This window comes from Nocardioides sp. (genome assembly GCF_016462705.1).
Lineage (GTDB): Bacteria > Actinomycetota > Actinomycetes > Propionibacteriales > Nocardioidaceae > Nocardioides.
In genome coordinates this window covers 1-23,449 of record NZ_JAEMSS010000014.1, presented here as the reverse complement: position 1 = coordinate 23,449, position 23,449 = coordinate 1, and the positions used below count along the sequence as shown (strand labels likewise).

At 72.6% G+C, this 23,449-nt stretch carries 20 protein-coding genes and 1 tRNA gene; 11 read left to right on the top strand and 10 right to left on the bottom strand.

The genetic code is table 11. The features are described 5' to 3' along the window. The first annotated feature begins 67 nt into the window (after window positions 1-67). The gene (locus JHD21_RS03250) at window positions 68-1,150 is read left to right on the top strand and encodes an ATP-binding protein (RefSeq protein WP_292671598.1); all 1,083 of its coding nucleotides are present in this window, start codon (window positions 68-70) and stop codon (window positions 1,148-1,150) included. Here JHD21_RS03250 and JHD21_RS03245 read toward each other — a convergent pair. Beyond that, window positions 1,143-3,332, bottom strand: a complete 2,190-nt coding sequence (locus JHD21_RS03245) for a UvrD-helicase domain-containing protein (RefSeq protein WP_292671597.1) — start codon at window positions 3,330-3,332, stop codon at window positions 1,143-1,145. The two genes, JHD21_RS03250 and JHD21_RS03245, sit on opposite strands and share 8 nt — an antisense overlap. 90 nt (window positions 3,333-3,422) lie before the next feature. Further along, window positions 3,423-4,193: an enoyl-CoA hydratase-related protein gene (locus JHD21_RS03240; protein WP_292671596.1), complete on the bottom strand. Its 771-nt coding sequence runs from the start codon at window positions 4,191-4,193 to the stop codon at window positions 3,423-3,425. 180 nt (window positions 4,194-4,373) lie between these two features. Here JHD21_RS03240 and JHD21_RS03235 point away from each other — a divergent pair, with 180 nt between their 5' ends. The 7 genes from JHD21_RS03235 to JHD21_RS03205 all read left to right on the top strand — a co-directional run bounded on the left by JHD21_RS03235 (window position 4,374) and on the right by JHD21_RS03205 (window position 11,764). Next, on the top strand, window positions 4,374-4,700 hold the full coding sequence (locus JHD21_RS03235; RefSeq protein WP_292671595.1) for a TfoX/Sxy family protein: 327 nt from the start codon (window positions 4,374-4,376) through the stop codon (window positions 4,698-4,700). 22 nt (window positions 4,701-4,722) lie between these two features. Beyond that, the gene (locus JHD21_RS03230; protein ID WP_292671593.1) at window positions 4,723-6,300 is read left to right on the top strand and encodes a molybdopterin-dependent oxidoreductase; all 1,578 of its coding nucleotides are present in this window, start codon (window positions 4,723-4,725) and stop codon (window positions 6,298-6,300) included. Window positions 6,301-6,476: 176 nt separating this feature from the next. Further along, on the top strand, window positions 6,477-7,145 hold the full coding sequence (locus tag JHD21_RS03225) for a fasciclin domain-containing protein (RefSeq protein ID WP_292671592.1): 669 nt from the start codon (window positions 6,477-6,479) through the stop codon (window positions 7,143-7,145). A 69-nt stretch (window positions 7,146-7,214) separates the two neighbouring features. Further along, the gene (sigK, locus tag JHD21_RS03220) at window positions 7,215-7,796 is read left to right on the top strand and encodes an ECF RNA polymerase sigma factor SigK (RefSeq protein ID WP_292671591.1); all 582 of its coding nucleotides are present in this window, start codon (window positions 7,215-7,217) and stop codon (window positions 7,794-7,796) included. Continuing rightward, window positions 7,793-8,500: an anti-sigma factor gene (locus tag JHD21_RS03215; protein ID WP_292671590.1), complete on the top strand. Its 708-nt coding sequence runs from the start codon at window positions 7,793-7,795 to the stop codon at window positions 8,498-8,500. The genes sigK and JHD21_RS03215 overlap by 4 nt, the downstream gene beginning before the upstream one ends. A gap of 4 nt (window positions 8,501-8,504) precedes the next feature. Continuing rightward, the gene (locus JHD21_RS03210; RefSeq protein ID WP_292671588.1) at window positions 8,505-10,490 is read left to right on the top strand and encodes an FAD-dependent oxidoreductase; all 1,986 of its coding nucleotides are present in this window, start codon (window positions 8,505-8,507) and stop codon (window positions 10,488-10,490) included. After that, window positions 10,487-11,764, top strand: coding sequence for a class I SAM-dependent methyltransferase (locus JHD21_RS03205; protein ID WP_292671586.1), 1,278 nt, complete (start codon window positions 10,487-10,489; stop codon window positions 11,762-11,764). Before JHD21_RS03210 ends, JHD21_RS03205 begins: the two co-directional genes overlap by 4 nt. Before the next feature lie 15 nt (window positions 11,765-11,779). Here JHD21_RS03205 and JHD21_RS03200 read toward each other — a convergent pair whose 3' ends face one another. Beyond that, complete coding sequence (locus JHD21_RS03200) at window positions 11,780-12,166, bottom strand: PLD nuclease N-terminal domain-containing protein (RefSeq protein ID WP_292671584.1); 387 nt, start codon at window positions 12,164-12,166, stop codon at window positions 11,780-11,782. Window positions 12,167-12,196: 30 nt separating this feature from the next. Between JHD21_RS03200 and JHD21_RS03195 the strand changes: the two genes are divergently transcribed. The 3 genes from JHD21_RS03195 to JHD21_RS03185 are packed head-to-tail and all read left to right on the top strand — an operon-like array spanning window position 12,197 to window position 14,747. After that, a complete protein-coding gene (locus JHD21_RS03195) occupies window positions 12,197-12,760 on the top strand; it encodes a methyltransferase domain-containing protein (RefSeq protein WP_292671582.1) in 564 nt (187 codons plus the stop codon). 59 nt (window positions 12,761-12,819) lie between these two features. After that, on the top strand, window positions 12,820-13,950 hold the full coding sequence (locus JHD21_RS03190; RefSeq protein ID WP_292671580.1) for a hypothetical protein: 1,131 nt from the start codon (window positions 12,820-12,822) through the stop codon (window positions 13,948-13,950). A gap of 23 nt (window positions 13,951-13,973) precedes the next feature. Beyond that, window positions 13,974-14,747: a tyrosine-protein phosphatase gene (locus JHD21_RS03185; RefSeq protein WP_292671579.1), complete on the top strand. Its 774-nt coding sequence runs from the start codon at window positions 13,974-13,976 to the stop codon at window positions 14,745-14,747. A 66-nt stretch (window positions 14,748-14,813) separates the two neighbouring features. Here JHD21_RS03185 and JHD21_RS03180 read toward each other — a convergent pair whose 3' ends face one another. From JHD21_RS03180 to JHD21_RS03150, 7 genes are all read right to left on the bottom strand, one after another. Then, window positions 14,814-18,326 carry an ABC transporter ATP-binding protein gene (locus JHD21_RS03180; protein ID WP_292671577.1) on the bottom strand — a complete coding sequence of 1,171 codons (3,513 nt, stop codon included), beginning with the start codon at window positions 18,324-18,326 and terminating at the stop codon, window positions 14,814-14,816. Between the two features lie 71 nt (window positions 18,327-18,397). Continuing rightward, window positions 18,398-18,471, bottom strand: a tRNA-Gly gene (locus JHD21_RS03175). A gap of 77 nt (window positions 18,472-18,548) precedes the next feature. Continuing rightward, complete coding sequence (locus JHD21_RS03170; RefSeq protein WP_292671575.1) at window positions 18,549-18,950, bottom strand: VOC family protein; 402 nt, start codon at window positions 18,948-18,950, stop codon at window positions 18,549-18,551. An 18-nt stretch (window positions 18,951-18,968) separates the two neighbouring features. Then, on the bottom strand, window positions 18,969-19,985 hold the full coding sequence (locus tag JHD21_RS03165) for a YihY/virulence factor BrkB family protein (protein WP_292671573.1): 1,017 nt from the start codon (window positions 19,983-19,985) through the stop codon (window positions 18,969-18,971). Between the two features lie 23 nt (window positions 19,986-20,008). Further along, window positions 20,009-20,752, bottom strand: coding sequence for a hypothetical protein (locus JHD21_RS03160; RefSeq protein ID WP_292671571.1), 744 nt, complete (start codon window positions 20,750-20,752; stop codon window positions 20,009-20,011). A gap of 95 nt (window positions 20,753-20,847) precedes the next feature. Next, window positions 20,848-22,347, bottom strand: a complete 1,500-nt coding sequence (locus tag JHD21_RS03155) for an MBL fold metallo-hydrolase (RefSeq protein WP_292671569.1) — start codon at window positions 22,345-22,347, stop codon at window positions 20,848-20,850. A gap of 58 nt (window positions 22,348-22,405) precedes the next feature. Then, a partial coding sequence (locus tag JHD21_RS03150; protein ID WP_292671567.1) for an acyl-CoA dehydrogenase family protein occupies window positions 22,406-23,449 on the bottom strand: 1,044 nt, incomplete at its 5' end.

Here is a 23,449-nt window from a genome sequence, read left to right as displayed (position 1 = left end):
GCAGCGTACGCAGTGCACAGCTTCAAGAAGAAATGATAAGGAATAAGAAGGAACAGCAAGGAGACCGATGGCCAACCCGTTCAAGCCCTCCGCCGGCTCGTCGCCGCCGGAGCTCATCGGCCGGGCCGGTTCCCTGCGCCGGATCCAGGAGGCGGTGACCGACGGCCCGGGCGCGCCGGGACGGATCTGCTTGTTCACCGGCAAGCGCGGGGTCGGCAAGACCGTGATGCTCAACGAGTACGAGGACGCGTTCCTGGCCGCCGGGTGGCTGGCCGTCGGCGTGACCGCGACCTCGACGTTGGTGCCCGACCTCCGCCGCCGCGTGGCCGCGCTGCTGCGCCAGCAGCAGCCACCCGCGCGCCGCCGGCTCACCGGGCTCTCGCTCCCCGGAGGCGTGGGTGCGGACTGGGAGAACGTCGACCAGCCGTCGGCCGACCTGCGCACGCTGGTCACCGAGCTGCTCGACGCGCTCGGCCCGGACCGCGGCCTGCTGGTGACCATCGACGAGATCCACGGCGGCCAGCGCGACCAGATGCGCGAGATCGCGTCGATGAGCCAGCACCTGGTCAGGGAGGACCGGCAGTTCGCCCTGGCCATGGCCGGCCTGCCCTCCTCGGTCTCCAACCTCCTCTCGGACCACGTCCTGACGTTCCTGCGCCGGGCGGACCGCCACGACCTGCGGTCGCTCGCCGTCGACGACGTGGAGGACGCGCTGCGCAGCACCGTCGAGCAGCACGGCCGGTCGATCGACGCGGAGGCGAGCCTCGCCGCCGCCGAGGCCACGGAGGGCTACCCCTTCATGGTCCAGCTCGTCGGTCACCAGATGTGGCGCGCCGCCGACGCAGAGGTCATCGACCTGGCTGCCGTCTCGCGAGGGGTCGCGGTCGCCAAGCGACGGCTGCGCGAGCTCGTCCACGAGACGGCGCTCAACGACCTCTCCGACGTCGACCGGGAGTTCCTGCTCGCGATGTCGGTCGACGACGGCCCGTCGAGCACGGCCGAGATCGCCCGGCGGATGGGGCGGTCGAGCCAGTACGTGAACACCTACCGCGGACGCTTGATGGCCGCCGGTGTCATCGAGGCGCCGGCGCGCGGCAAGGTGGACCTGTCGATCCCGTACCTCCGGGAGACGCTGCGCGACCTCAGCTGACCGTGGTGAGGAGCTGGGTGGCGCGGGTCAGCACGACGTAGAGCGTCGCGCGGCCGGTCGCCGACTCCGCCTCGATCTCCTCGGGGCGGACCACCACGATGCCGTCGAACTCCAGCCCCTTGGTGTCCAGGCCGGTCAGGACCACGACCCGGTCGTCCCCCGACGGTGTGACCGCGGAGTCGATCGCGGCCCGTGCCCCGGCGGCGTCCTCGGCGAGCTCGGGCCACGACGCCAGCCAGGCGTTGACCTCGGAGCGGCGCCGGGCCGGTACGACGACCGCCACGGTGCCGCCCACCTGGCCGGCCATCTCGACGACGGCCGCCCGGGTCGCAAACTCGAGGTCGCCGGCCGCGTCGACCACCCGCGGCTCCACCCCGGTGGAGCGCACCGCGGTGGGCAGGTCGGCGTCGAGGCCCACGCGCTGCGCGTAGGCCGCGGCGAAGTCGTAGATCTCCGCGCTGTTGCGGTAGTTGGTGGAGAGGTGGAACTCGTGCACCGGCTTGCCCTCGAGCGCCTCGGCCCGGGCAGCCGCCGACTCGACGGGCACCGGCCAGGACGACTGCGCCGGGTCGCCGACGATCGTCCACGACGCCGTACGGCCCCGGCGTCCGACCATCCGCCACTGCATCGGCGTGAGGTCCTGGGCCTCGTCGATGAGGACGTGCGCGAAGGGGTCGTCCTCGATCTTGTGCGTGGGCGGCGCCCAGGCGCGACCCGACGGCGCGTACTCGCGGTCGGCGGCGGTGAGCAGCTCCTGCATGTCGTGGCCGCCCTCGAGCAGCCCCGTCTCGTCGAGGTCGCGCTCGTCGTCGGTGCGGGCCGGCACGTCCCCGAGCGCGTAGCGCAGCTCGTCGAGCAGCGGGACGTCCTGGACCGACGGCACGATCGGTGCGTCCGAGCCACCCCACGACTTGAGCAGCAGCAGCTGGTCCTCGGCGCTCAGCACGCCGTCGGCCATCCGGGCCAGCACGTCGGGGTCGCGCAGCCAGCCGAGCACCTCGACGGCGTCGACCGGAGGCCACCACGCCACGGCGAAGTCGAGGAACTCCTGGCTCGACAGCATCTCGTCGTCGAACGCCTCCCGGCCGCGCTCGCGGCCGCGCTCGCCCCGGACCTGGCGCCACATCTGGTCGAGCAGCGCGTTCGCCACCCGCGGCAGCTGCCGGTTGCGGCGCCCCTGGGACATGAGCGTCCGGCGGACCCGGCCCAGCACGCCACGGTCCAGCACGATGACGTCGTCGCGCCAGAACACCCGGAAACCGCTGGGGCTGCCGGGCGCCTGCATGCGCGCCACCCGCCGGAGCACGGTCGCCATCCGGGCCGAGCCCTTCACGTCGGCCACCGCGGGCTCGTCCTGTCGGGTCGCCTTGACGCCGTCGACCACCTCGCCGAGGGAGCGCAGCGCCACCGCGGTCTCACCGAGCGACGGCAGGACCCGCTCGATGTAGCGCATGAACACGCCGCTCGGGCCGACGATCAGGACGCCGCCGCTCTCGTACCGGCGCCGGTCGTTGAACAGGAGGTACGCCGCGCGGTGCAGCGCGACCACCGTCTTGCCGGTGCCCGGACCACCGCTGATGACCACGACGCCACGTCCGGGCGCCCGGATCGCGAGGTCCTGCTCGGCCTGGATGGTCGCCACGATGGAGTGCATCGACCGGTCCCGGGCCCGGGACAGCTGAGCCATCAGCGCGCCCTCGCCGACGATCGGCAGCTCGGTGTCCACCGAGTCGTCCAGCAGCTCGTCCTCGACGCCGACCACCCGCGGTCCGGTGCAGCGCAGCACCCGGCGGCGGACGACGTCGTGCGGGGTGGCGGCCGTCGCCTGGTAGAACACGGCGGCGGCCGGGGCGCGCCAGTCGATCAGCAGCGAGTCGCGCTCGGAGTCGCGTAGCCCGATCCGGCCGACGTAGCGCGGCTGCGGGTCCACCTCGGGACGCATGTCGAGGCGGCCGAAGACCAGGCCCTCGTGGGCGGCGTCCAGCTGGGCGATCCGCCGGGCGGCGTGGAAGACCATCGCGTCGCGCTCGACCAGGCCGCCCTCGTGGCCGAGCCGGCCCCGGTCGTGCCCCTCCTTCGCCAGGCGCTGCGCGGCCTCGGCGGAGACCTCCAGCTGTCGGTAGACCTTGTCGACGAACGCTTGTTCGTCAGCGATCTCCCGCTCGACGAGCTCGTCACTCACCTGCTGCAACCTCCGACGCGGACCTGTCCCGCCTCCCCAGGGCGGAGCCATCAAGCCTAACCCGCCCGGGGCGGCGCGGAAGAGTTCTCGCTACTTGCCGCGGGACAGGAAGGCGGTCATCGCCTCGCGCGCCTCGTCGGAGGCGAACAGGGTGGCGCTCAGCGCGGCCAGCTCCTCGCCGCGTTCGTCGATCCGCGCCACCAGGTCCCGGTTGAGGATGCGCTTGGACTCGCGCAGCCCCTGCGCGGCACCGGTCGCGAGCGACTCGCACGTGCGGCGTACCTCGGCCTCCAGCTCGGCGGCCGGGACCGCCACCGTCACGAGGCCGTACGCCGCGGCCTGCTCGCCCGTGAACACCTCGCCGCCGAGGGTGGTCAGCGCCGCGGCCCTCGGGTTCATCCGTTGGTGGACCGTGAGGGAGATGATCGCCGCGGCGAGGCCGAGCTTGACCTCCGTGAGCGCGAAGCTGGCCTCGGTCGAGACGACCGCGACGTCCGAGGCGGCGACGATGCCGATGCCTCCCGCGCGCACCGGGCCGGCCACCTCGGTGACCACCGGCTTGGGCAGCGTCAGCAGCTGCCGCTGCAGGGCCACGATGGCCCTGGTCCCCTCCTCCATGCCCCCGCTGCTCGCCTCGGACAGGTCGGCTCCCGAGCAGAACACCCGTCCGGACGAGCGGATCAGCACCACCCGCACGGACCCGTCCTCGCCCGCGGTCGCCACGTGCCCGACCAGCTCGGTGACGAGCTGCCGCGAGAGCGCGTTGCGGTTGTGCGGCGAGTCCAGGGTGATGGTCGCGACCGGGCCGTCCACCTCGAGGTGGACGAGCTCGGCCGCGGGTTCGGAGGGACTGTCGGTCATGAGCGCAATACTCACGTATGGCCCAGGGCATGGTGATCGACCCCAGGTGGATGCCAGCGTCGTCCCGGTGGTGCGATGGCAAGGAGCCGGAGCGCTGGCAGACTGGGCGTCTTGCGAGCGACGGCAACGCCGCCAGCGCGCCGTCGGGGCGGCGCTGGCGCCGCCTGGGAGTTGATCACCATGGCCTATGACGTGGAGCTCGCGGACCGGCTGCGCGACCAGCTCGAGGGCACGCCGACCACGGAGCAGAGGATGTTCGGCGGGCTGGCGTTCCTGGTGGGCGGCAACATGGCGGTCGCCGCGAGCAGCAAGGGCGGGCTGATGGTCCGCTGCGCCCCCGAGGACACCGGCACCCACCTCGCCGCCGGCGCGACGCCGTTCGAGATGCGAGGCAAGCCGATGGACGGCTGGCTGCGGGTGCCCGCGGAGGCGGTCGCCGACGACGACGCGCTCGCCCGCTGGGTCGAGGTCGGGGTGGCCCAGGCGGAGGCGCTCCCGCCGAAGTAGGCGTCCGCTCCGAACACGGGGCATGAAGCGCCGTCTGCTCTACGCCCTGTTCGGAGTGCTCGCGACCCTCGTGGGGGTGGCGACCGGGCACTTCGTGGCCGCGCTGCTCAACCCCGCGTCGTCCCCGGTCCTCGCGGTGGGCTCCCAGGTGATCGACCTGACGCCGACCCCCATGAAGGAGTGGGCGATCCGGCAGTTCGGCGACCGGGACAAGGCGATCCTCATCGGGTCGGTCATGGCCGGCGTGCTGCTGCTGGCCGCGGTCGCCGGAGTGCTGGCCCGCCGGAGCCTCCGGCTCGGCGCCGGTCTCCTGCTGGTCCTGGTCGCGGTCGCGGGCTTCACCGCCATGAACCGCCCCACGGCCGAGCTCGTCGACGTCGTTCCCAGCGTCGCCGCGGCGATCTCCGGGGTCGCGGCGCTGTGGTTGCTGGACCGCACCGCACGTCCGGCCGCCACCCGGGCGCCCGCCCCGACCAGCAAGCCCGCCGAGCACCCGATGGAGCACCTCATGCCGGGCGCGGACCCGGCGGCGACCGCGCCGTCGCGCCGAGGCGTCCTGGTCGCGACGGGGGCCCTCGCCCTCGCCGCCGCGGCGCTCGGGGGAGCCGGCCGCTACATCGGCCGGGTCCGCACCCGGCTGGAGAACATCTCGCTGCCGGCGCCTGCCGACCCGGCACCCGCCTTCCCCACCGGGCTCGAGAGCCAGTTCGACGGCATCACGCCGTTCCGGGTGTCCAACGAGGACTTCTACCGGGTGGACACCCGGCTCGACGTGCCGATCGTCGACCAGGACGAGTGGACGCTGACCATCGACGGCGACGTCGACCGGGAGGTCACCCTCACCTACGACGACATCCTGGCGATGGACCTGATCGAGCGGGACATCACGCTCACCTGCGTCTCCAACAGCGTCGGCGGCAAGTACGTCGGCGGCGCCCGCTGGCTCGGTGTGCGGCTCACCGACCTGCTCGACCTGGCGGGCGTCGGCACGGCCGCCGACCAGATCTTCGCGACCGACGTCGACGGCATGACGATCAGCACGCCGCTGGCGCTGGCCACCGACGGCCGCGACGCGATGCTCGCGGTCGGCATGAACGGCGAGGTGCTGCCGCGCGAGCACGGGTTCCCGGCCCGCGTGGTGATCCCCGGCCTCTACGGGTTCATCAGCGCCACGAAGTGGGTCACCAGGCTCACCCTCACGACGTACGAGGAGAAGACGGCGTACTGGACCGAGCGGGACTGGGCCACCGACGCCCCGATCAAGATCTCCAGCCGGATCGACACCCCGAAGGCCCTCGCGCAGCTCGAACCCGGCGAGGTGGTCATCGGGGGGGTCGCCTGGGCGCAGCAGAACGGCGGCGTGGCCACGGTGCAGGTCCGCATCGACGGCGGCGGCTGGCAGGACGCCGAGCTCGGACCGTCCGCCGGCAACGACTACTGGCGGCAGTGGTTCTACCGCTGGGACGCCCGGGACGCCGGCCAGCACACGGTCGCCGCTCGAGTCGTGGACGGCAACGGCAACGAGCAGGCGACCGTCCGGGCGACGCCGTTCCCGGAGGGCGCCAGCGGCATCCAGGAGCTCATCGTCACGGTCACGTGACCCCTGGACCCAGGACGGCCCAGGGAGGCCCAGGTGGCCCAGACCACACCGAGCCGCTGGCCGTCCGGACCCATCCGCCGCGACCGGCGCACCGAACACCTCACAGCAAGACACCTCACAGCAAGACACCTGACAGCAAGCCGACCAGAGCACGACCCACCGAAAGGTTCCTCCCGATGAAGCGATCGACTCTCCGCCGCAGCGGCGCAGCCGCCGCCGTCCTGGCCCTCTCGATGTCCCTCGCCGCGTGTGGCGACGACAGCGAGGAGCCCACCAGCGGCAGCGACGACACCACCTCCGAGTCCTCGGCTCCCGCCGACGACGCCAGCGAGGACATGACCGAGGACGAGGCGGCCCCGGCCGGCGCCGGTGCCGACACCTTCGGTGAGGGTTGCGCCGCCGTCCCGACCGAGGGCGACGGCTCGTTCGACGGCATGGTCGACGACCCGGTCGCCACCGCCGCCTCCGCCAACCCGCTGCTCTCGACCCTCGTGACCGCGGTGGGCGAGGCCGGTCTGGTCGACACCCTCAACAGCGCCGAGGCGCTGACCGTGTTCGCGCCGACCAACGACGCCTTCGCCGCGATCCCCGAGGCCGACCTCAACGCCGTGCTCGCGGACAAGGAGCTGCTGACCTCGATCCTGACCTACCACGTGGTCGGGGAGCAGCTCGACCCCGACGCGGTGGTCGGCACCCAGACCTCGCTCCAGGGCGCGGAGCTGACGGTGGCGGGCGACACTGAGGGCATGACCGTGCAGGACGCCAACGTCATCTGCGGCAACATCCCGACGGCCAACGCCACGGTGTACGTCATCGACACCGTGATGATGCCGCCGGCCGCCTGATCCACGACGGCCTATCGGGTACCGGGTTTCGACAGAGCAGGATCGAGGACCGTGGAACACCTTCGGCCAGTGACCGCCGGCGTCCCCCAGGAGGGGGCGCCGGCGGCACCCGACCTCGCCGACCTGCTGAAGCTCTGCGGGCGTGGTGACCAGAACGCCTTCGCCCAGCTCTACGACGCGGTCTCGGCCCGGGTCCACGGTCTCGCCGTCCGGGTCGTCCGCGACCCGGCGCAGGCGGAGGAGGTCGCCCAGGAGGCCTTCCTGGAGATCTGGAAGAACTCCGGCCGGTTCGACCCCGCGAAGGGCAGCCCGCTCGGGTGGCTGCTCACGATCGTGCACCGCAAGTCGGTCGACCGGGTCCGGTCGGCCGAGGCGTCCACCCGGCGCGACACGACGTACAACCAGCAGAACCAGCCGGTCGACCACGACTCGACCGCCGAGGCCGCCCAGGCCTCGCTCGAGGCCCACCGGGTCCGAGCGGCCCTGGAGAGCCTCACCCCGATCCAGCGCGAGGCTCTGGAGCTCGCGTACTTCGGGGGCTACACACACACGGAAGTTGCCACCATGCTCGACCTGCCGGTCGGCACGGCCAAGACCCGCATCCGAGATGGCCTCATCCGGCTGCGCGACACGATGGGAGTTGGGGCATGAGCGACATCCACGCCCTCTCCGGCGCCTACGCCGTGGACGCCCTCGACGACCTCGAACGTGCCCAGTTCGAGCGCCACCTGCGGGACTGCGAGATCTGCAGCCGCGAGGTCGAGTCGCTGCGCGACGCGTCGGCGCTGCTGGCCGAGACCTCCGCGGCCGCTCCCCCCGCTGCCCTGCGCGACCGGGTCCTGGCCGAGATCGCCACGGTGCGGCCCCTGCCGCCCGTGGTCACCGCCGCCTCGACGCCGCACCGGCGGAGGCGACTGCCCGCCTTTCTGGCGGCCGCGGCAGCGGCAGTGGTGATCGGGACCGGCGGAGTCGTCTGGCAGCAGGTCGACGACGACGGCCCCGAGAGCCGGACCGAGCAGGTGCTCGCGGCGCCGGACGCCCAGACCTTCACCCAGGTCCTCCCCGGCGGGGCCGAGGCCACCGTCGTCCGGTCCAAGGAGCTCAACGAGGCGGTGCTGATCACCCACGACATGCCGGCCGCCCCCAACGGCCACGCCTACGCCCTGTGGCTCCAGCACGACGACGTGATGGTGCCCGCGGGCGTCATGCCCCCGGGATCCGACAACGAGGTCCTGCTCAGCGGCGACGCGGCCAGCGCCAACGGCGCGGGGATCACCGTCGAGACCGCCGGCGAGGAGCACCCCGAGCCCGAGGGCGACGTGGTCGTCACCTTCGACTTCGAGTCAGAGGCCTAGGCCGGTGACCCCTCCGCCCACCCGGGTCGCGGTCGTCGGATCCGGGGTCGCCGGGCTGACCGCGGCCTACGTCGCCTCCAAGTCGGCGCACGTGACCCTGTTCGAGGCCGACGACCGGCTCGGCGGCCACGCGGACACGCACCGGGTGGACGACGGGGCCGACGGGCTGGCCATCGACACCGGCTTCATCGTCCACAACCCGCGCACCTACCCGGTGCTGCTGCGGATGTTCGCCGAGCTCGACGTCGCCACCCAGCCGTCCGAGATGTCGATGTCGATCCGTGACGACGGCACCGGCCTCGAGTGGGCCGGCGCACTCGGCCGACGGGGCCTCTTCCCGACCTCGGCCAACCTCCGGAACCCGCGCTACCTCGCGATGCTCACCGAGATCCCCCGGTTCCACCGGCGCGCCCGGGCCGCGCTCGCGGACCCGGGTCCGGACCGCACGCTGCGCGACTTCCTCCACGACGGCCGCTTCTCGGCGTACTTCGTGCGGCACTTCATGGAGCCGCTGGTCGCCGCGGTCTGGTCGTGCGACCCCGAGGTCGCGCTCGACTACCCGGCGCGCTACCTGTTCACGTTCCTCGAGCACCACGGGATGCTCGGGATCTTCGGCAGCCCGCAGTGGCGCACGGTCACGGGTGGCTCGCAGGCGTACGTCGCCAAGGTGGCCGCCGAGATCGCCGAGGTCCGCACCGGCACCAAGGTCACCTCCGTCCTCGAGCGCCCCGGCGGCGTCGAGGTCACCGACGGCAACGGCGTGGTGACCCGGTTCGACGCAGTGGTGGTGGCGACCCACCCGGGGCAGGCCCTGGCCATCCTCGCCGAGCCCACCGCGGCCCAGCGCGAGGTGCTCGGCGAGATGCCGTACTCCCCCAACGTCGCGCTCCTGCACACCGACACGTCCGTGCTGCCGCGGGCCCACGACGCGCGGGCGAGCTGGAACTTCCACCGCCGGCCGCTGGCGACCGACGGCGTCACCGTCACCTACGACCTGACCCGGCTCCAGCGGCTCGACACCGGGTCGTCGGGGACGCACTACCTGGTCACCCTCGGCGGCGAGGACCTCGTCGACCCCGCCACGGTGATCGACCGGATGGAGTACGAGCACCCGCTCTACACGCCGGCCTCCGTGGCCGCGCAGTCGCGGCTGCCCGAGATCGACACCGCCCGGGTCTCGTTCGCCGGCGCCTACCACGGCTGGGGGTTCCACGAGGACGGGGCACGGTCAGGACTGGCTGCCGTCGAGCGGCTCGGGCTGTCGTGGCCCGCCGCCGTACGCCGGGAGCCGGCCGGCCTGCCGGCGCCCGGGCTCTTCGCGACGACCATCCGGCACACCCGGCGCACGCCGTTCGCGCGCTCCTTCACCCACCGCTCGCAGACCTGGCTCGTCGACGTCGACGACCTGCCCGACCACGGCGTGCTCGGCCGGTTCGAGTCCCGGGACCACATCGGCGACCCCGAGCGCAGCCTGCGGGAGAACGTCCAGGCCTTCCTCGACCTGCACGGCATCGATGTCCGGGGTGGCCGGGTGCTGCTCGCGGCCAACGCCCGGGCCTTCGGCCACTGCTTCAACCCGATCAGCGTCTGGTGGTGCTGGAACAAGGTGGGCAACCTGGTCGCGACCGTCGTGGAGGTGCACAACACCTACGGCGACCGGCACGCCTACCTGGTGCACACCGACGCCCAGGGCCGCGGGACCGTCGACAAGGCGATGTACGTCTCGCCGTTCCACGGCACCGACGGCACCTACCGGGTCGCCGCCCCCGTCCCGGGGGAGCGCCTGCACGTCGCGGTGACCCTGGACTCCGACGACGGGGCCACCTTCTCCGCGTCGCTGACCGGGCGCAGGTCGCAGATCACACCCCTTCGGGCCGCTCCGGCAGCAATCCGGCACACCCTCCTGATCCGGATGCATGGCGTCTGGCTCTGGCTGCGTCGTCTCCCGATCCAGCCACGTCCGGCCCATCACCAGGAGGGGACCCCTTGACCGTCACCAGCACCCGCCGCCGCTCGGCCAACCACTGGCCCGGGCTCGATGTCGTCCCGACCGGCCCGCGCGCGGCCGTCTCGGCCCGGGTCGCGGCCCGGCTCTTCACCGCTGCCGTCAACCGGCTCGACGTGACCGTGCACGTCGAGCATCCCGAGGAGACCGTCACCCTCGGCAAGGGTGGGCCGGCGATGACCGTCCACCGGCCGGAGGAGTTCTTCGCCCGGATCGGCCGGCACCAGCTCATCGGGTTCGGCGAGGCCTACCTCACCGGCGCCTGGGACACCGAGCGGCCCGAGGACCTGGGCGCCTTCCTCACCGTGCTGGCCGCGGAGCTCCCCACGCTGGTCCCGGAGCGGCTGCAGACACTGCGCAGCATCGTGGTCAAGCGCCCACCTCGGCGGGAGCGGAGCAGCACCAAGAACTCCCGCGAGAACATCGCGCACCACTACGACCTGTCCAACGACCTCTTCGAGCTGTTCCTCGACCCGAGCCTGAGCTACTCCTCGGCGTGGTTCCCCGAGCGGCTGCTCGGCGGCGCCGCCCGGCACGAGGACCTCGAGGCGGCGCAGCACGCCAAGATCGACCGGCTCCTCGACGAGGCCAGGGTCGGTGCCGGCACCCGGGTGCTGGAGATCGGTTCCGGCTGGGGCGAGCTCGCCATCCGGGCGGCCCGGCGCGGTGCCACGGTCCGCACCATCACGCTGTCCGGGGCGCAGAAGTCCCTCGCCGACCAGCGGATCGCCGCGGCAGGCATGAGCGACCGGGTGTCGGTCGACCTCTGCGACTACCGCGACCTCGGCCGATCAGGGGAGCAGTACGACGCCGTGGTCTCCGTCGAGATGATCGAGGCCGTGGGCTGGCAGTACTGGCGGACCTACTTCGAGACCCTCGACGCGGTCCTCGCGCCGGGCGGCTCGGTCGCCATCCAGGCCATCACCATGCCGCACGACCGGATGCTCGCGACCCGCAACACCTACACCTGGATCAACAAGTACATCTTCCCCGGTGGCTTCCTGCCCTCGGTCCAGGTCATCGACGAGACCACCCGCGACCACACCGGTCTCCGGCTCGTGGAGCGCCTCTCCATGGGCCAGCACTACGCCGAGACCCTGCGGCTGTGGGACGAGGCCTTCCGGGGGGTGTCCGAGCGCGTGCTCGCCCTCGGCTTCGACGAGACGTTCCTCCGGATGTGGCACTTCTACCTGGAGTACTCGCGGGCCGGGTTCGCGTCCGGCTACATCGACGTCAACCAGCTGACCTTCCGGCGCTGACACCCGCTGGTTGAGTCAGTCTGACGAGTCGTCCGCCGGGGGCGGCTGCTTCTTCGACTGCTCGTAGCGCCGTCGCTGCTCCTCGGCCCGCTCCCGCACCTGGCGCAGGAACTCCTCGTCCTTGTCCGGGTCGGTGGCGGCCGCGCGGCCGGGGCGGTCGTACTCCGGGAACGCCGACGCCGGCCGCTCGTACGGCGACGCGGTGCGGCGTGCCGACGTCTCGGGACGGCCGAACACGTACCACCCGACCGTGCCCAGCATCGGGAAGAAGAACACGATCACCAACCAGGCCACCTTGGGCAGTCGGCGCACCAGGGCGTCCGGTGTCAGCAGGACCTGGGCCAGGGTCCAGACCCACACGACGAAGACGACCAGGCTGACGAGGGCATAGATCTTGGCCACGCGAGAAGTGTGCATGCTTGACTCGCGATCGTGGACCGGGTCGCGGCAGCGTTCTCGGCGGCGCCGCGCAGGGTGTTCCTCCCGCGCGGTGCCCGGTGGCGCGCCCGCGTCGACGCCCCGATCCTGATCGGGCACGGCCAGACCAACTCCCAGCCGCGCACCGTCGAGGCCATGCTGCGGCTGCTGGACGTCCGGCCCGGCGACCGGGTGCTCGACGTGGGGAGCGGCTCCGGGTGGACCACCGCCCTGCTCGCCCAGCTCACCGGCCCGTCCGGGGCGGTCGTCGGCGTGGAGATCGAGCCCGAGCTGGTCGGCTTCGGTGCGGACAACCTGGCCCGGGCCGAGGTCCCGTGGGCGAGCATCTCCGCCGCCGACCCCGGCACGCTCGGCCGTCCCGAGGGGGCACCGTACGACCGGATCCTCGTGTCCGCCATGTCCCGCGAGCTCCCCGGGGAGCTCGTGGACCAGCTCACCGAGGACGGACGGATGGTGATCCCGGTGGGCGGGAGGATGCTGCTGGTCCAGCGGACCGGACCCGACGTGGAGGTGACCAGCCACGGGGAGTACCGGTTCGTCCCGCTCCGTCACTCCTGAGGGTGTGGCGCGGCTGCGGGCCCGGAGGTAGCGTCGCCCGACCACGGGACGGGGGAGCCATGCGGGTTCGTGCTGGGTTCGGGACGCTGGTCGTCGTCTGCCTCCTCGCCGGAGCGGCCGCATCGCCACCATCCGCTGCCAGGGTCGGGACCACCACCGCGGCAGCCCCCGCGAGTGCGGCCCAGCGGGCCACCCCGACGTTCGTCTGGACCGGCGGGAGCGCGGTCGGCTCCGGCGACGGTCGGGTGTCGTCGGCCGGCAACTGGGCCGGCGGGGTCGCTCCGGCGACCGGCCAGCGGGTCCGGCTGGTGTTCCCCGCGCTCGACTGCGTCGCCGAGGGTGTCTGCGAGCAGGTGGTCAACGACGTCCCGGACCTGGTCGTCGAGTCACTCAGGGTGACCACGCCGCGCCGGACCCCGGTGATGTACTGGTACCCGGACGGCTACGCCCTGACGGGCCTGGGCCTGCGGCTGGTCGGCCCGCTGGTGAGCACCGGCGAGCGGAACTCCGAGGCGTTCGTGCCGGGACTCGGCCTGTGGCTGCCTCTGGACCTCGGTCAGCGCGCCCGTCGGTGGCGTGTGTCCGACGCTCCCGTCTACGTCGGCGACATCGTCGGCAAGGCGCTCACCGTGCGCACCCGCCGGGGCGGCGGCGTCAACGTCCAGCGGTCGATCGCCACGGATCGCTACCTCGAGCACGGCAACGGCTCGGCCGAGGTCTTCGGCGGCAGCGTCAACACCAGGACCCGGGGACAGGTCACCTACCGCCGCACCGACGTCAACCTGATCGACGCACGTCTCGGGTCGCTCTCCACCCACCGCGTCCGCCTCACGCTGACCAGTGCCGGCGAGCCCAACCGCGCCCTCGGTCCCGTCAGGCTCGACGACCGGACCGTGATCGAGATGCAGGCCGCGACCGCGGCCCACCCGTTGCTCAAGGCGGCCGGCCCGCTCGACCTCGGCGGGGTCCGGCTCAAGGGCTCCGTGGACTGCACGGACGCGGAGAAGGGCGAGCCGTTCACCGTGCTCCGGGGCACCCGGCTGCTGGGCCGTTTGAGCGACGCCCAGGGGCGCCCGGTGCCGAACGGCGCGATCCTCGCCAACCTGACGACCTACGACTGGTGCGACCACGTCGTGCGGGTGGGGTACACGCGCCGCTCGGTCACCTTCACCCTGCTGGACGCCCCCTGAGTCCCTGCTCCTAGGCTCGGGTCGTGTCCGAAGCCGAACTCGGCGAAGAGCTGGTCCGGCTCGCGTCCGCCGACAACTTCCGCGACGTCGCAGGGATCGACACGGCGTACGTCGCCGCCGACGGGGTCCCGCTGCGCCGCGGGCTCCTCTTCCGGTCCAACGAGCTGCAGCTGAGCGCAGCCGACGTCGAGTCGATCGCCGCCCTCGGGGTCACCGCGGTCTACGACCTCCGGCACGACCACGAGGTCGAGGCCCACCCCGACGTCCCCATCCCGGGCGCCCAGTGGCACCACCTCGAGGTGAAGGGCATCCCGATGGACGCGGTGAGCAACCTCGAGACCCGGGAGGCCGGCACCGAGGTGATGCACGAGGTCTACCGCAGCTTCGTGGACAAGCCTGGAGCCCGGGCGGCGTTCGCCGAGCTGCTCACCCGGGTCGCCGAGACCGACGGTGCGCACCTCTTCCACTGCACGGCCGGCAAGGACCGCACCGGCTGGGCCGCGGCCCTGCTCCTGCACGTCGCCGGCGTGGACGACGAGACGATCCTCGCCGACTACCTGCTCACCAACGACTTCTCCTCCGGCACCCGGGAGAAGTACCTCGGGATGGTGGCCGAGCACCTCGGCGCGGACAAGGTCGAGGTCTACGAGCGGGTGATGGTCGCGGACGCCGACTACCTGCAGACGGCCTACGCCGCCGCGACCGCCGAGTACGGCGACGTCGACGGCTACCTGCGCCAGGGACTCGGCCTGTCCGACGAGCTGCTCGAGCGGCTGCGGGAGAAGCTCAGGACGTGACCGAGCTGCCGGCCTTCGCGTGGCGGCCGGTCGGTCCGGTCCTCGCGACCGGTGACGCGCCCGGCTTCACCCCGCCAGGTGCCCCCATCGGCTGACCAGCTCGCTCCACGGGCCGTCGTCCACGACCCGGCCGGCGTCGAGGACGACCACCCGGTCGGCCTGCACGAGCGCGGCCGCCTTGCTCGTCGCGCCGATGACCGTCGTGCCCCGCTCCCGCAGCGACCGCCACAGCTCGATCTCGGTCGTGGCGTCGAGGGCCGAGGAGATGTCGTCGGCGAGCAGGACGTCGGCGTCGCAGGCCAGGGCGCGGGCCAGCGCGAGTCGCTGCACCTGGCCCCCGGACAGCCGGACGCCACGGTGCCCGACCAGCGCGTCGGCACCGCCGGCCTCGGCGACGTCACGGGTCATCCGCGCGGCGTCCAGCGCGGGCTCGACGGCGCGGTCGCCGTGCGCGAGGGCGACGTTGTCGCGGAACGTGCCCGACAGCACGCGGGGCACCTGCGCGACGTGCGCGACCCGGGCCGGCCGCAGCTCGGTCTGGGGGTCACGGATGGAGCGGTCGTTCCACCGGACGTCGCCGGTGGTGCTCACCAGGCCGGCCAGCGCGCCGAGCAGGCTGGACTTGCCGGACCCGACCTGGCCGAGGAGCAGGACCAGCTCGCCCGCCGAGACGTCGAGGTCGACGTCCTGCACGCCGAGGGTCCCGTCGTCGTGGACGGCGGAGACGCCGCGCAGGGTCAGCGTGCGCAGCGGGTCGCGCTCGACGGGAGCGGGACCCGGGGCAGTGCCTCCGACGAGGTCCATGCCCGGCGGGAGGTCCATCAGGTCGCCGCCGCCGGCGAGCCGGCTGGTGGCGTTCATCCACGCCCGGACGCCCGGGGCCTCGGTGACGACCGAGCCGGCCACCCGCCCGAACCAGTCGAACCCGCTGACCGCGTTGGCGACCAGCAGCGCGGTGGCCAGCCCCCACTCACCGGCCAGCAGGCCGCCCCACGCGGCGACGACGCCGCCTTGGACCATCACGACCGGGACGCCGTCGAGCAGCGCCTGCACGCGGTGCTCGCGGACGGCCGCGTCGACCCGGCCGCCGTCGACCCGCCGCAGGTGCGCGTGCACCTGCGGGGTGGCCGCGGCGAGCTTGACGGTGCGCACCGACTCCAGCGCGGAGACCAGCGACTGGCCGAACCTGGCCCGCGCCGTCGAGGAGGCCGCGGCGGATCGACCGGCGACCCGGCGCCCCAGGGTGGAGGCGAGCGCCGACGCGACCATCACCGCGAGGAGCACCGACCCGGCCAGCCAGCTCTGCGCGATCAGCCCGGTGATCAGCGCGACCAGCAGGCCGTTGACGAAGTCGACCCACCGGTCGGTGTAGCGGGCCAGCCGGTCGGCGTCCATGGTGCGGGCGACGACCTCGCCGGGCGGGGTGCGCTCGAGCCGGTGCTGGGCGGTCTGCCCGTGCAGCACCGCCGCCCGCACCCGCAGGCGCACGTCGACCCACCAGTGGGGATAGGTGCGGAACGCCTGCGACAGCAGCAGGGGGCTGGCGACGAGCGAGACGACCAGCCCGACCACGAGGAGTCCCGGCCCGACCCCCGCCTGGAGGTCGGTGATGATGAGGCCCCAGACCCAGCCGGTGAGGGCGCCGAAGGCACCGGTCAGGGACGAGACCAGGAACAGCACCGCGCCGAGCAGCCCCCACTGCGGCTGCACGCGGATGGTGTGGAAGACCTGCCGGGCCAGGCTCGGGGTGGGTTGCAGCTGGGGGGCCGGCGGCGGCGTCGTGCTCCGGCGGACCGACCCGATCGAGGACTGCTGGTGGTGGTGCTCCTCGACGACCGCCTCGTGCGCGGCCGCCTCGACCAGGGTGCGGAAGGGGCCGTCCTCGCGGGCCAACCGTGCGCGCGGGCCCTGCTGCACCACGCGGCCGGACTCGAGGACGGCGACCTGCTCGGCGCGCTCCGTCGTCGAGAGCCGGTGTGCCACCAGGATGCCGGTGCGCCCGGAGATCAGCCGGTCCGCGGCCCGGACGACCCGGGCCTCGGTGACCGGGTCCATCCGCGCGGTGGCCTCGTCGAGGACGACGACGCTGACGTCGCGGACGAGCAGGCGCGCGAACGCGACCAGCTGCTCCTCGCCCGCGGACAGGCTGGTGCCGCCGGGCCCGAGCACCGTGTCGAGACCGTCGGGCAGGCCCGCCACCCAGTCGGTCAGGCCGAGCTCGTCGACCGCGGCCTCGACCTCGGCGCGGGGCGTGTCGGCGAAGAGGGTGATGTTCTCGGCGAGCGTGCCGGCCAGCACCTCGGTGCGCTGGGTGACGACCCCGACGGCCGCGCGCAGCTGCTGGAGGTCGAGGTCGCGGACGTCGATGCCGCCCAGGAGCACGGAGCCGCGCGGCGGCTCGACCGCGCGGGAGAGCAGGGAGGCCAAGGTGGACTTCCCCGACCCGGTGCGGCCGACCAGCGCACACGTGTGCCCGGCAGGGACGCGCAGGTCGACGTCGCGCAGCGCGAAGGTGCCGGTGTCGTAGGCGAAGTCGAGATGGGCGAACTCCACGTCCAGGGGACCGTCCGGCAGCGGCAGTCCACCGACCGGCTCGGCGGGTGAGGCGAGCATCCCGCGCAGCCGGAGGACCGCCCCGAAGCCCTCCTGGAGGTCGGGCAGGTGGCGGGCGAGCATGTCGACCCCGCCGACGAACATCGTGGTGACCAGGAACAGCGTCACCAGCCGCGCCGTGGACAGGTCGTCCGCCATGACCAGGGCGATCCCCACGACCCCCACGGCCGCCAGCGCCCCGTGCAGCAGCCCGCCGCTCCGGCGGGTGATCTTGACCTCGACGGCCAGCACGTCGTCCAGGGTGCGGTGGACGGTCGCGGCGAGCTGGGCGTTGCGGCGCAGGACGTGGGCCTGACCCTGCGACGTGCGCAGGTCGTCGCGGGCCGCGACACCCTCCTCGGTCGAGGCGGCGTGGTCGGTCCAGGCCGCTTCCTCGAGGACCTTGCGCTGTGAGACCTGCGGCAGCAGCCGTCGTACGACCAGGAAGGTGACCACTGCGGTCAGCGGGAACAGGAACACCGCCGGCCACCAGGTGAGCGTCGCGACCACCCACAGCGGGCCCGAGGCGAGGAAGGTGCGCGCGGCCTGCCACACGCCCCACCGCATCAGCTGGCCGACCTCCCAGGTGTCGTCGTCGATGCGGTCGAGGATCTCCCCCACCGCCTGTTCGGAGAGCTCGGACAGCGGCTGCGCCATGGCCGCGTCGAGCAGGTCGGAGCGGAGCCGGCCCTCGGCCCGGTCGCACACGGTCGCCCACATGGTCTTGGCGACGGCGTCCATCACGGCGCCGCCGACGACGCACAGCGCCAGCAGCCACAGGAGCCTCGACGTGGCGTCCTCCGCGAGCTGCCCGGCCACCATCGATCCCAGCGCCGCGGAGACCGCGCCGAGCATCGACATGGAGAAGCAGAGGTAGGTCAGAGGTCGGCGTACCCGCCGCCAGTCGACCGGCTCGCGGCCGGCCGCCGCCGCCGGGTCGGGGCTGGCCGTCGGCGTCGGCCTGCTCTCGACCCGAGTGACCGTCACAAGTACAGGACGGTACGTCGCGGGGCCGACATCGCGCCTCTGGATTTCGGGTCCGCACGGCCCCGGGCTCTTGGAGCGGACGCGAGGATTTGAACCTCGACCCCTTCCCTGGAAGGGAAGCGTGCTGCAACTACACCACGTCCGCGGAGCCAGCCTCTGACGAGACCGGCACGCCCCAAGTATGGACCACCTCAGGACCGCCGGAGCCCATGGGGCCGGGTGCTAGGCCCAGTGGTCGGGAGGAGGCTGGATCACGCAGAACTCGTTCCCGTCCGGGTCGGCCAGGACATGCCAGTCCCACCCGTGTTCCGACAGCGGTTCCGTCGTGAGCAGCTCGGCTCCGAGGTCGACCACCCGTTGCACCTCGGCCTCCAGGTCGCGGGTCCGCATGTCCAGGTGCACGCGGTTCTTGGTCACCTTCACGTCGTCGACGCGCTGGAGCAGCACCTCGACGCCGACTCCATCCGAGGGCAACAGCGTGCGGTACCGCTGGCTCTCGGCACCCTCGTCGTCGTACCCCAAGGCCCGGGTCCAGAACCGACCAGCCCGATCCAGGTCCGAGCAGTCCACGACGACGACCAGCTCTCCACGACCCCCGAGGTACTCCTGTCTCTTGCGGTGCACCCTCGAACCGTAGCCACGTCAGTCGCTCTTCCTGCCGTTGCGTCCCGGCTCGTGGGGGATCAGCAGCTCACCGGTCTCCGGGTCCTTGAAGGCGACCTGGACCTCCTCCGACGTCTTGTGCCGCTGGGCCTGCGCATAGCTGGCGTAGGCCCGGCGGTCCGCGTCGGTGAGCTCCGGGCGGTCGACGAAGAGGGTGCGCAGCGAGCGCGGCCACAGCTTGCGGGCCAGCACCACGTTGACCTCGATGCCGATCACGCCCATGAACGAGGCGACGTAGATGATGCCGATGAGACCGAGCACCAGGCCGAAGGCCGCGTCCATGCCCTTGGTGCCGGCCAGCACCTGGGTCGTGTAGTACTGCCCGACCTCCTGGAGAACCAGCCACAGCACGGCCACGGTGAACGCCCCGGGGGCCGCCCGGCCGAGGTGGTGCCGCCGGGCCGCCGCGAGGCGGAAGACGACGGTCAGCAGGATCCCCACCAGCGTCACGTTGGCGAGCCGGATGAGCCACCTGATCAACATCGAGTCGCCGAAGATCTCGGCTCCCGCGATGGACACGGCCGTGATCGCGATCATGAAGATCCCGAGGGTCAGCAGGAGCAGCAGGCTCTTGAACCGCAGGGCGACGGGGTTCGGCCGGTTGTTCCGCGGCACCGACCAGGCGACGTTCAGCGCGTTCTGCAGCGCCTGCCCGAGCCCCAGCGATCCGTACGTGGCCGCGAGGACGCCGACCACGACGCCGGTCGTCGAGCCCTGCAGGCCGTCGGGCCGGCCGAGCTCCTCGCCGATGATCGGGAACGTCGTCAACGCGGAGTCGAGCACCTGCCGCTGCAGGTCGTCGTTGCCCTGCAGGACGAAGCCGAAGATCGAGGTGGCCAGCAGCAGGATGGGGAAGACCGCCAGCGTCGCGTAGAAGCTGACGATCGCCGCGAGGTAGGGGCCCTGGTCGTCGACGAACTTGAAGAAGACACCGATGGGTATCCCCAAGAAGGACCGTCGCCGCTGCGTCCGGTCGAGCGCGTCGACGAACCCCACGAGGTGAGGCTAACCGCGACGGCTCACGCGACCACGGTCAGCGTGCCGTCCATGTCGGTCGTGAAGAGCTGGACGCCCTCGTCCACCTCGGGGGTGTCGGCGCGCAGGGCGACGGCGATCTTGTTGGCGGCGTTGCGGGCCACGTCGAGGACCACCTCGACGGCCTGGGCGTCGCTGAGGTGGCGGCGTACGTCGGCGACGACGTCGTCGGGGATCGCGGTGGGCGTCCAGATCATCGCGTCCACGAGCGCCAGCGCCGCCTTGGTGGCGTCCGGGAGGTCACTGGTCGCGTAGTGGTCGACCGCGTCGAACTCCGCGTCGCCGGCGCCCTGCTCGATCGCCTCCTGGGACCGCCGCGACGAGCAGAGCCGGCAGTCGTGCTGCCGGGCACCGCGCAGCCGGACCAGCTCGGTCAGGGTGGGGTCGAGACCGCGCAGCCGGGCCACGGAGGTCATGAAGCCCTCGACCGATGCCCACACGCTGGACACCGGGAAGCGGCGGGGAGGCTCGGGCCAGTCCGACGCACCGAACAGCGCGTCGAGCGCCGACCGCACCCGCGGCGCCATGTCGGCGATCCACACCATCTGGACGACGTCGAACTGGTGCGTGCCGGTGGCGAGCGAGAAGTCGTCGCGCAGCCCGTCGTCGATGACCGAGACGTCGGCCGCGAACTGCTCGGCGAACCTGGCGACCGCCGGCGACTCGAGCAGCTCGTCGTGGACCCCCGAGGGCCGCACCTCGACGAGGGTGTTCAGCGCCTTCTCCACGTCCGGAGCGACTGACCTCAAGGCTGCGCTTCCGGAGTCCACGTACCGACGCTACCCGAGGGGTCGGCAGCCGACCTCGCGACGACGGCCCCCGGTCACCCGACCTTGCGGACCGGCACCGGCACGGCGGTGCCGGGAGACGCGACCTCGTAGGCGTAGGCCTCCTTGATGTCGCGCTTGCCGGAGTCGGTGAACACGAGCATCCGCTCGCCGTCGGTGCGCACCCGGACCAGGCCGTACGCCGAGCGCCGGAAGCCGAAGAACGACGGCCCGGCCGGCTTGCCCGGCGGCACCTGCCGGGTCGACCAGCCGACGGTCTCGAAGAACGCGACCATCTCGGTGACGAACACGAGGCCCGCGTCGTCGCGGGAGTACCGGCCCAGGCTGTTGACCAGGGTCGCCCGGGGATGGATGTACTCCACGCGGCTGTTCTCGTCGCCGGAGGAGATGACCGAGACCAGCGGGGAGACGGCGCGCAGGAACTCCGCGCTGAACTCGTGGGACCCGTGGTGCGGCACCTTGAACACCTCGGACGTGAGGTCGAGCGCGCCGGTGTCGTGGTCCTTGACCAGCGCCTCCTCGACCGGGTTGTTGAGGTCGCCCGCGAACAGCATCCGGACGTTGCCGTAGGTCAGCCGCAACACGATGGAGTGGCCGTTGACCGTGTGCGAGGCGCTGAGCGAACCCGGCTCGTAGCCGAGGTGGGCCATCGGGACCCCACGCTTGGGGGCGCGCAGGTACGCCAGCCCGGGGGTGCCGCCGGCACTGGTCTGGATCGGGCCCAGGACCTCGACCCGGATGCCCTCGGGGGCCAGGAAGTCGAAGGCGTCGTCGGAGCCCCGGGCCAGCCTGCGGAACTCGATCGGACCGCCGTCCTCCTGCCACCCGGTCAGGGCGCGCCGCCAGGCCTGGAAGAACTTGTTCATCGTGCTCGCCGGGACGGCCGTCAGATCGGTCTCGAGGCCGGTGATCACCGTGCGCGACCCGGACTTCTTCGTGGCCCCGAAGGCCTCCAGCTCGGGCACGCTGCTCGGGCGCTTGACGAGGCCGTTGTGGAAGACGCGGACCGGCTGCGCGAAGAACCGCTTGCGCGGCGAGCTGTTCGTCTCGGACTCGCGGATCTCGGGCAGCCCGCCGAAGTGGTCGGCGTCGCCGTGGCTGACGACCATGGCGTCGATCGTCTGCCGGCGGTCGGCCCCCGTGCCGGGGAACCTGCTGGCCAGGAACCGCGCGAACATCACGTTCTCGCCACCGTCGACGGTGACGACCTTGCCGCCCGGCGTCTGCACCAGCGTCGCGTCGCCCTGCTGGACGTCCACGAACGTGACCTGCAGGACCTTCGAGTCCGCCACCGGCACTGCGACGTCCCGGGTCCTGCCGTCGACCCGGGTGCGCCGCTGCAGGAAGCCGGCCTGCTCGAACCGGGTCAGCGCCCCGTCCGGCCCGGTCCTCCAGGCCGGCACCGTGACCTCGAGCCGGGAGTCGGTCCGGCCGACGACCGACACGCGGTCGCCCCAGGCCAGCAGCGAGAGCGCGGTGTTGCCGGCGTCCCGGAGGACGGCGAAGTCGACGTCGACGCAGTAGGGCTCACTCATCCTCGGATGGTGCGCCGACCAGGTCGCGGCGGGAATAGCCCGAACGGGCCGTGCCGGGTCAGTAGGACTTGGGCAGCCCCAGGGAGTGCATGGCCACGAAGTTGAGGATCATCTCCCGGCTGACAGGAGCGATCCGGCCGGCCCGGGTCGCGACCAGCAGCCCGGCCATGCCGTACTCCTGGGTGATCCCGTTGCCACCGTGGGTGTGCACGGCCCGGTCCGCGGCGTCACAGGCGGCCTCGGCGGCGGCGTACTTCGCCATGTTGGCCGCCTCGCCCGCCCCCAGGTCGTCACCGGCGTCGTAGAGGGCCGCCGCCTTCTGCGTCATCAGCCGGGCCATCTCGATCTCGATGTGGCTCTGCGCCAGCGGGTGGGCGATCGCCTGGTGCGAACCGATCGCGTCCTTGAAGACGACCCGCTCCTTGGCGTACTGCGCTGCCTTGCCGAGGGCGAACCGGGCCAGCCCGGTCGAGAACGACGCCGCCATGATCCGCTCCGGGTTGAGGCCGGCGAACAGCTGCACCAGGCCGCCGTCCTCGTCGCCGACGATCGCGTCGGCGGGCAGCCGGACGTCGTCGAGGAACACCGTGAACTGCAGCTCGGGGCTGACGATCTCCATCGGGATCGCCTTGGCCTCGAAGCCCGCCGCGTCCGTGGGCACCACGAACAGGACCGGCTTGACCTTGCCGGTCCCCCCTTCACTGACCGGGCGGTCCTCGGCGCGGGCGACGACGAGCACGTTGTCGGCCTCGTCGACACCGGAGATGTAGATCTTGCGGCCGTTGAGCACCCACTCGTCGCCGTCCCGGCGGGCGGTGGTGGTGATGTTGTGGGTGTTGGTCCCGGCGTCCGGCTCGGTGATCGCGAAGGCCATCGTCCCGGTGCCGTCGCAGATCCCGGGCAGCCAGCGCTGCTTCTGCTCCTCGGTCCCGTAGCGGCTGATGATCGTCCCGCAGATGGCCGGGCTCACGACCATGAGCAGCAGCGGGCAGCCCTGGGCGGCCAGCTCCTCGCAGACCGCGGCGATGTCACCGATCCCGCCGCCCCCGCCGCCGTACTCCTCGGGGATGTTGATGCCGAGGTAGCCGTTCTTGCCGATCTC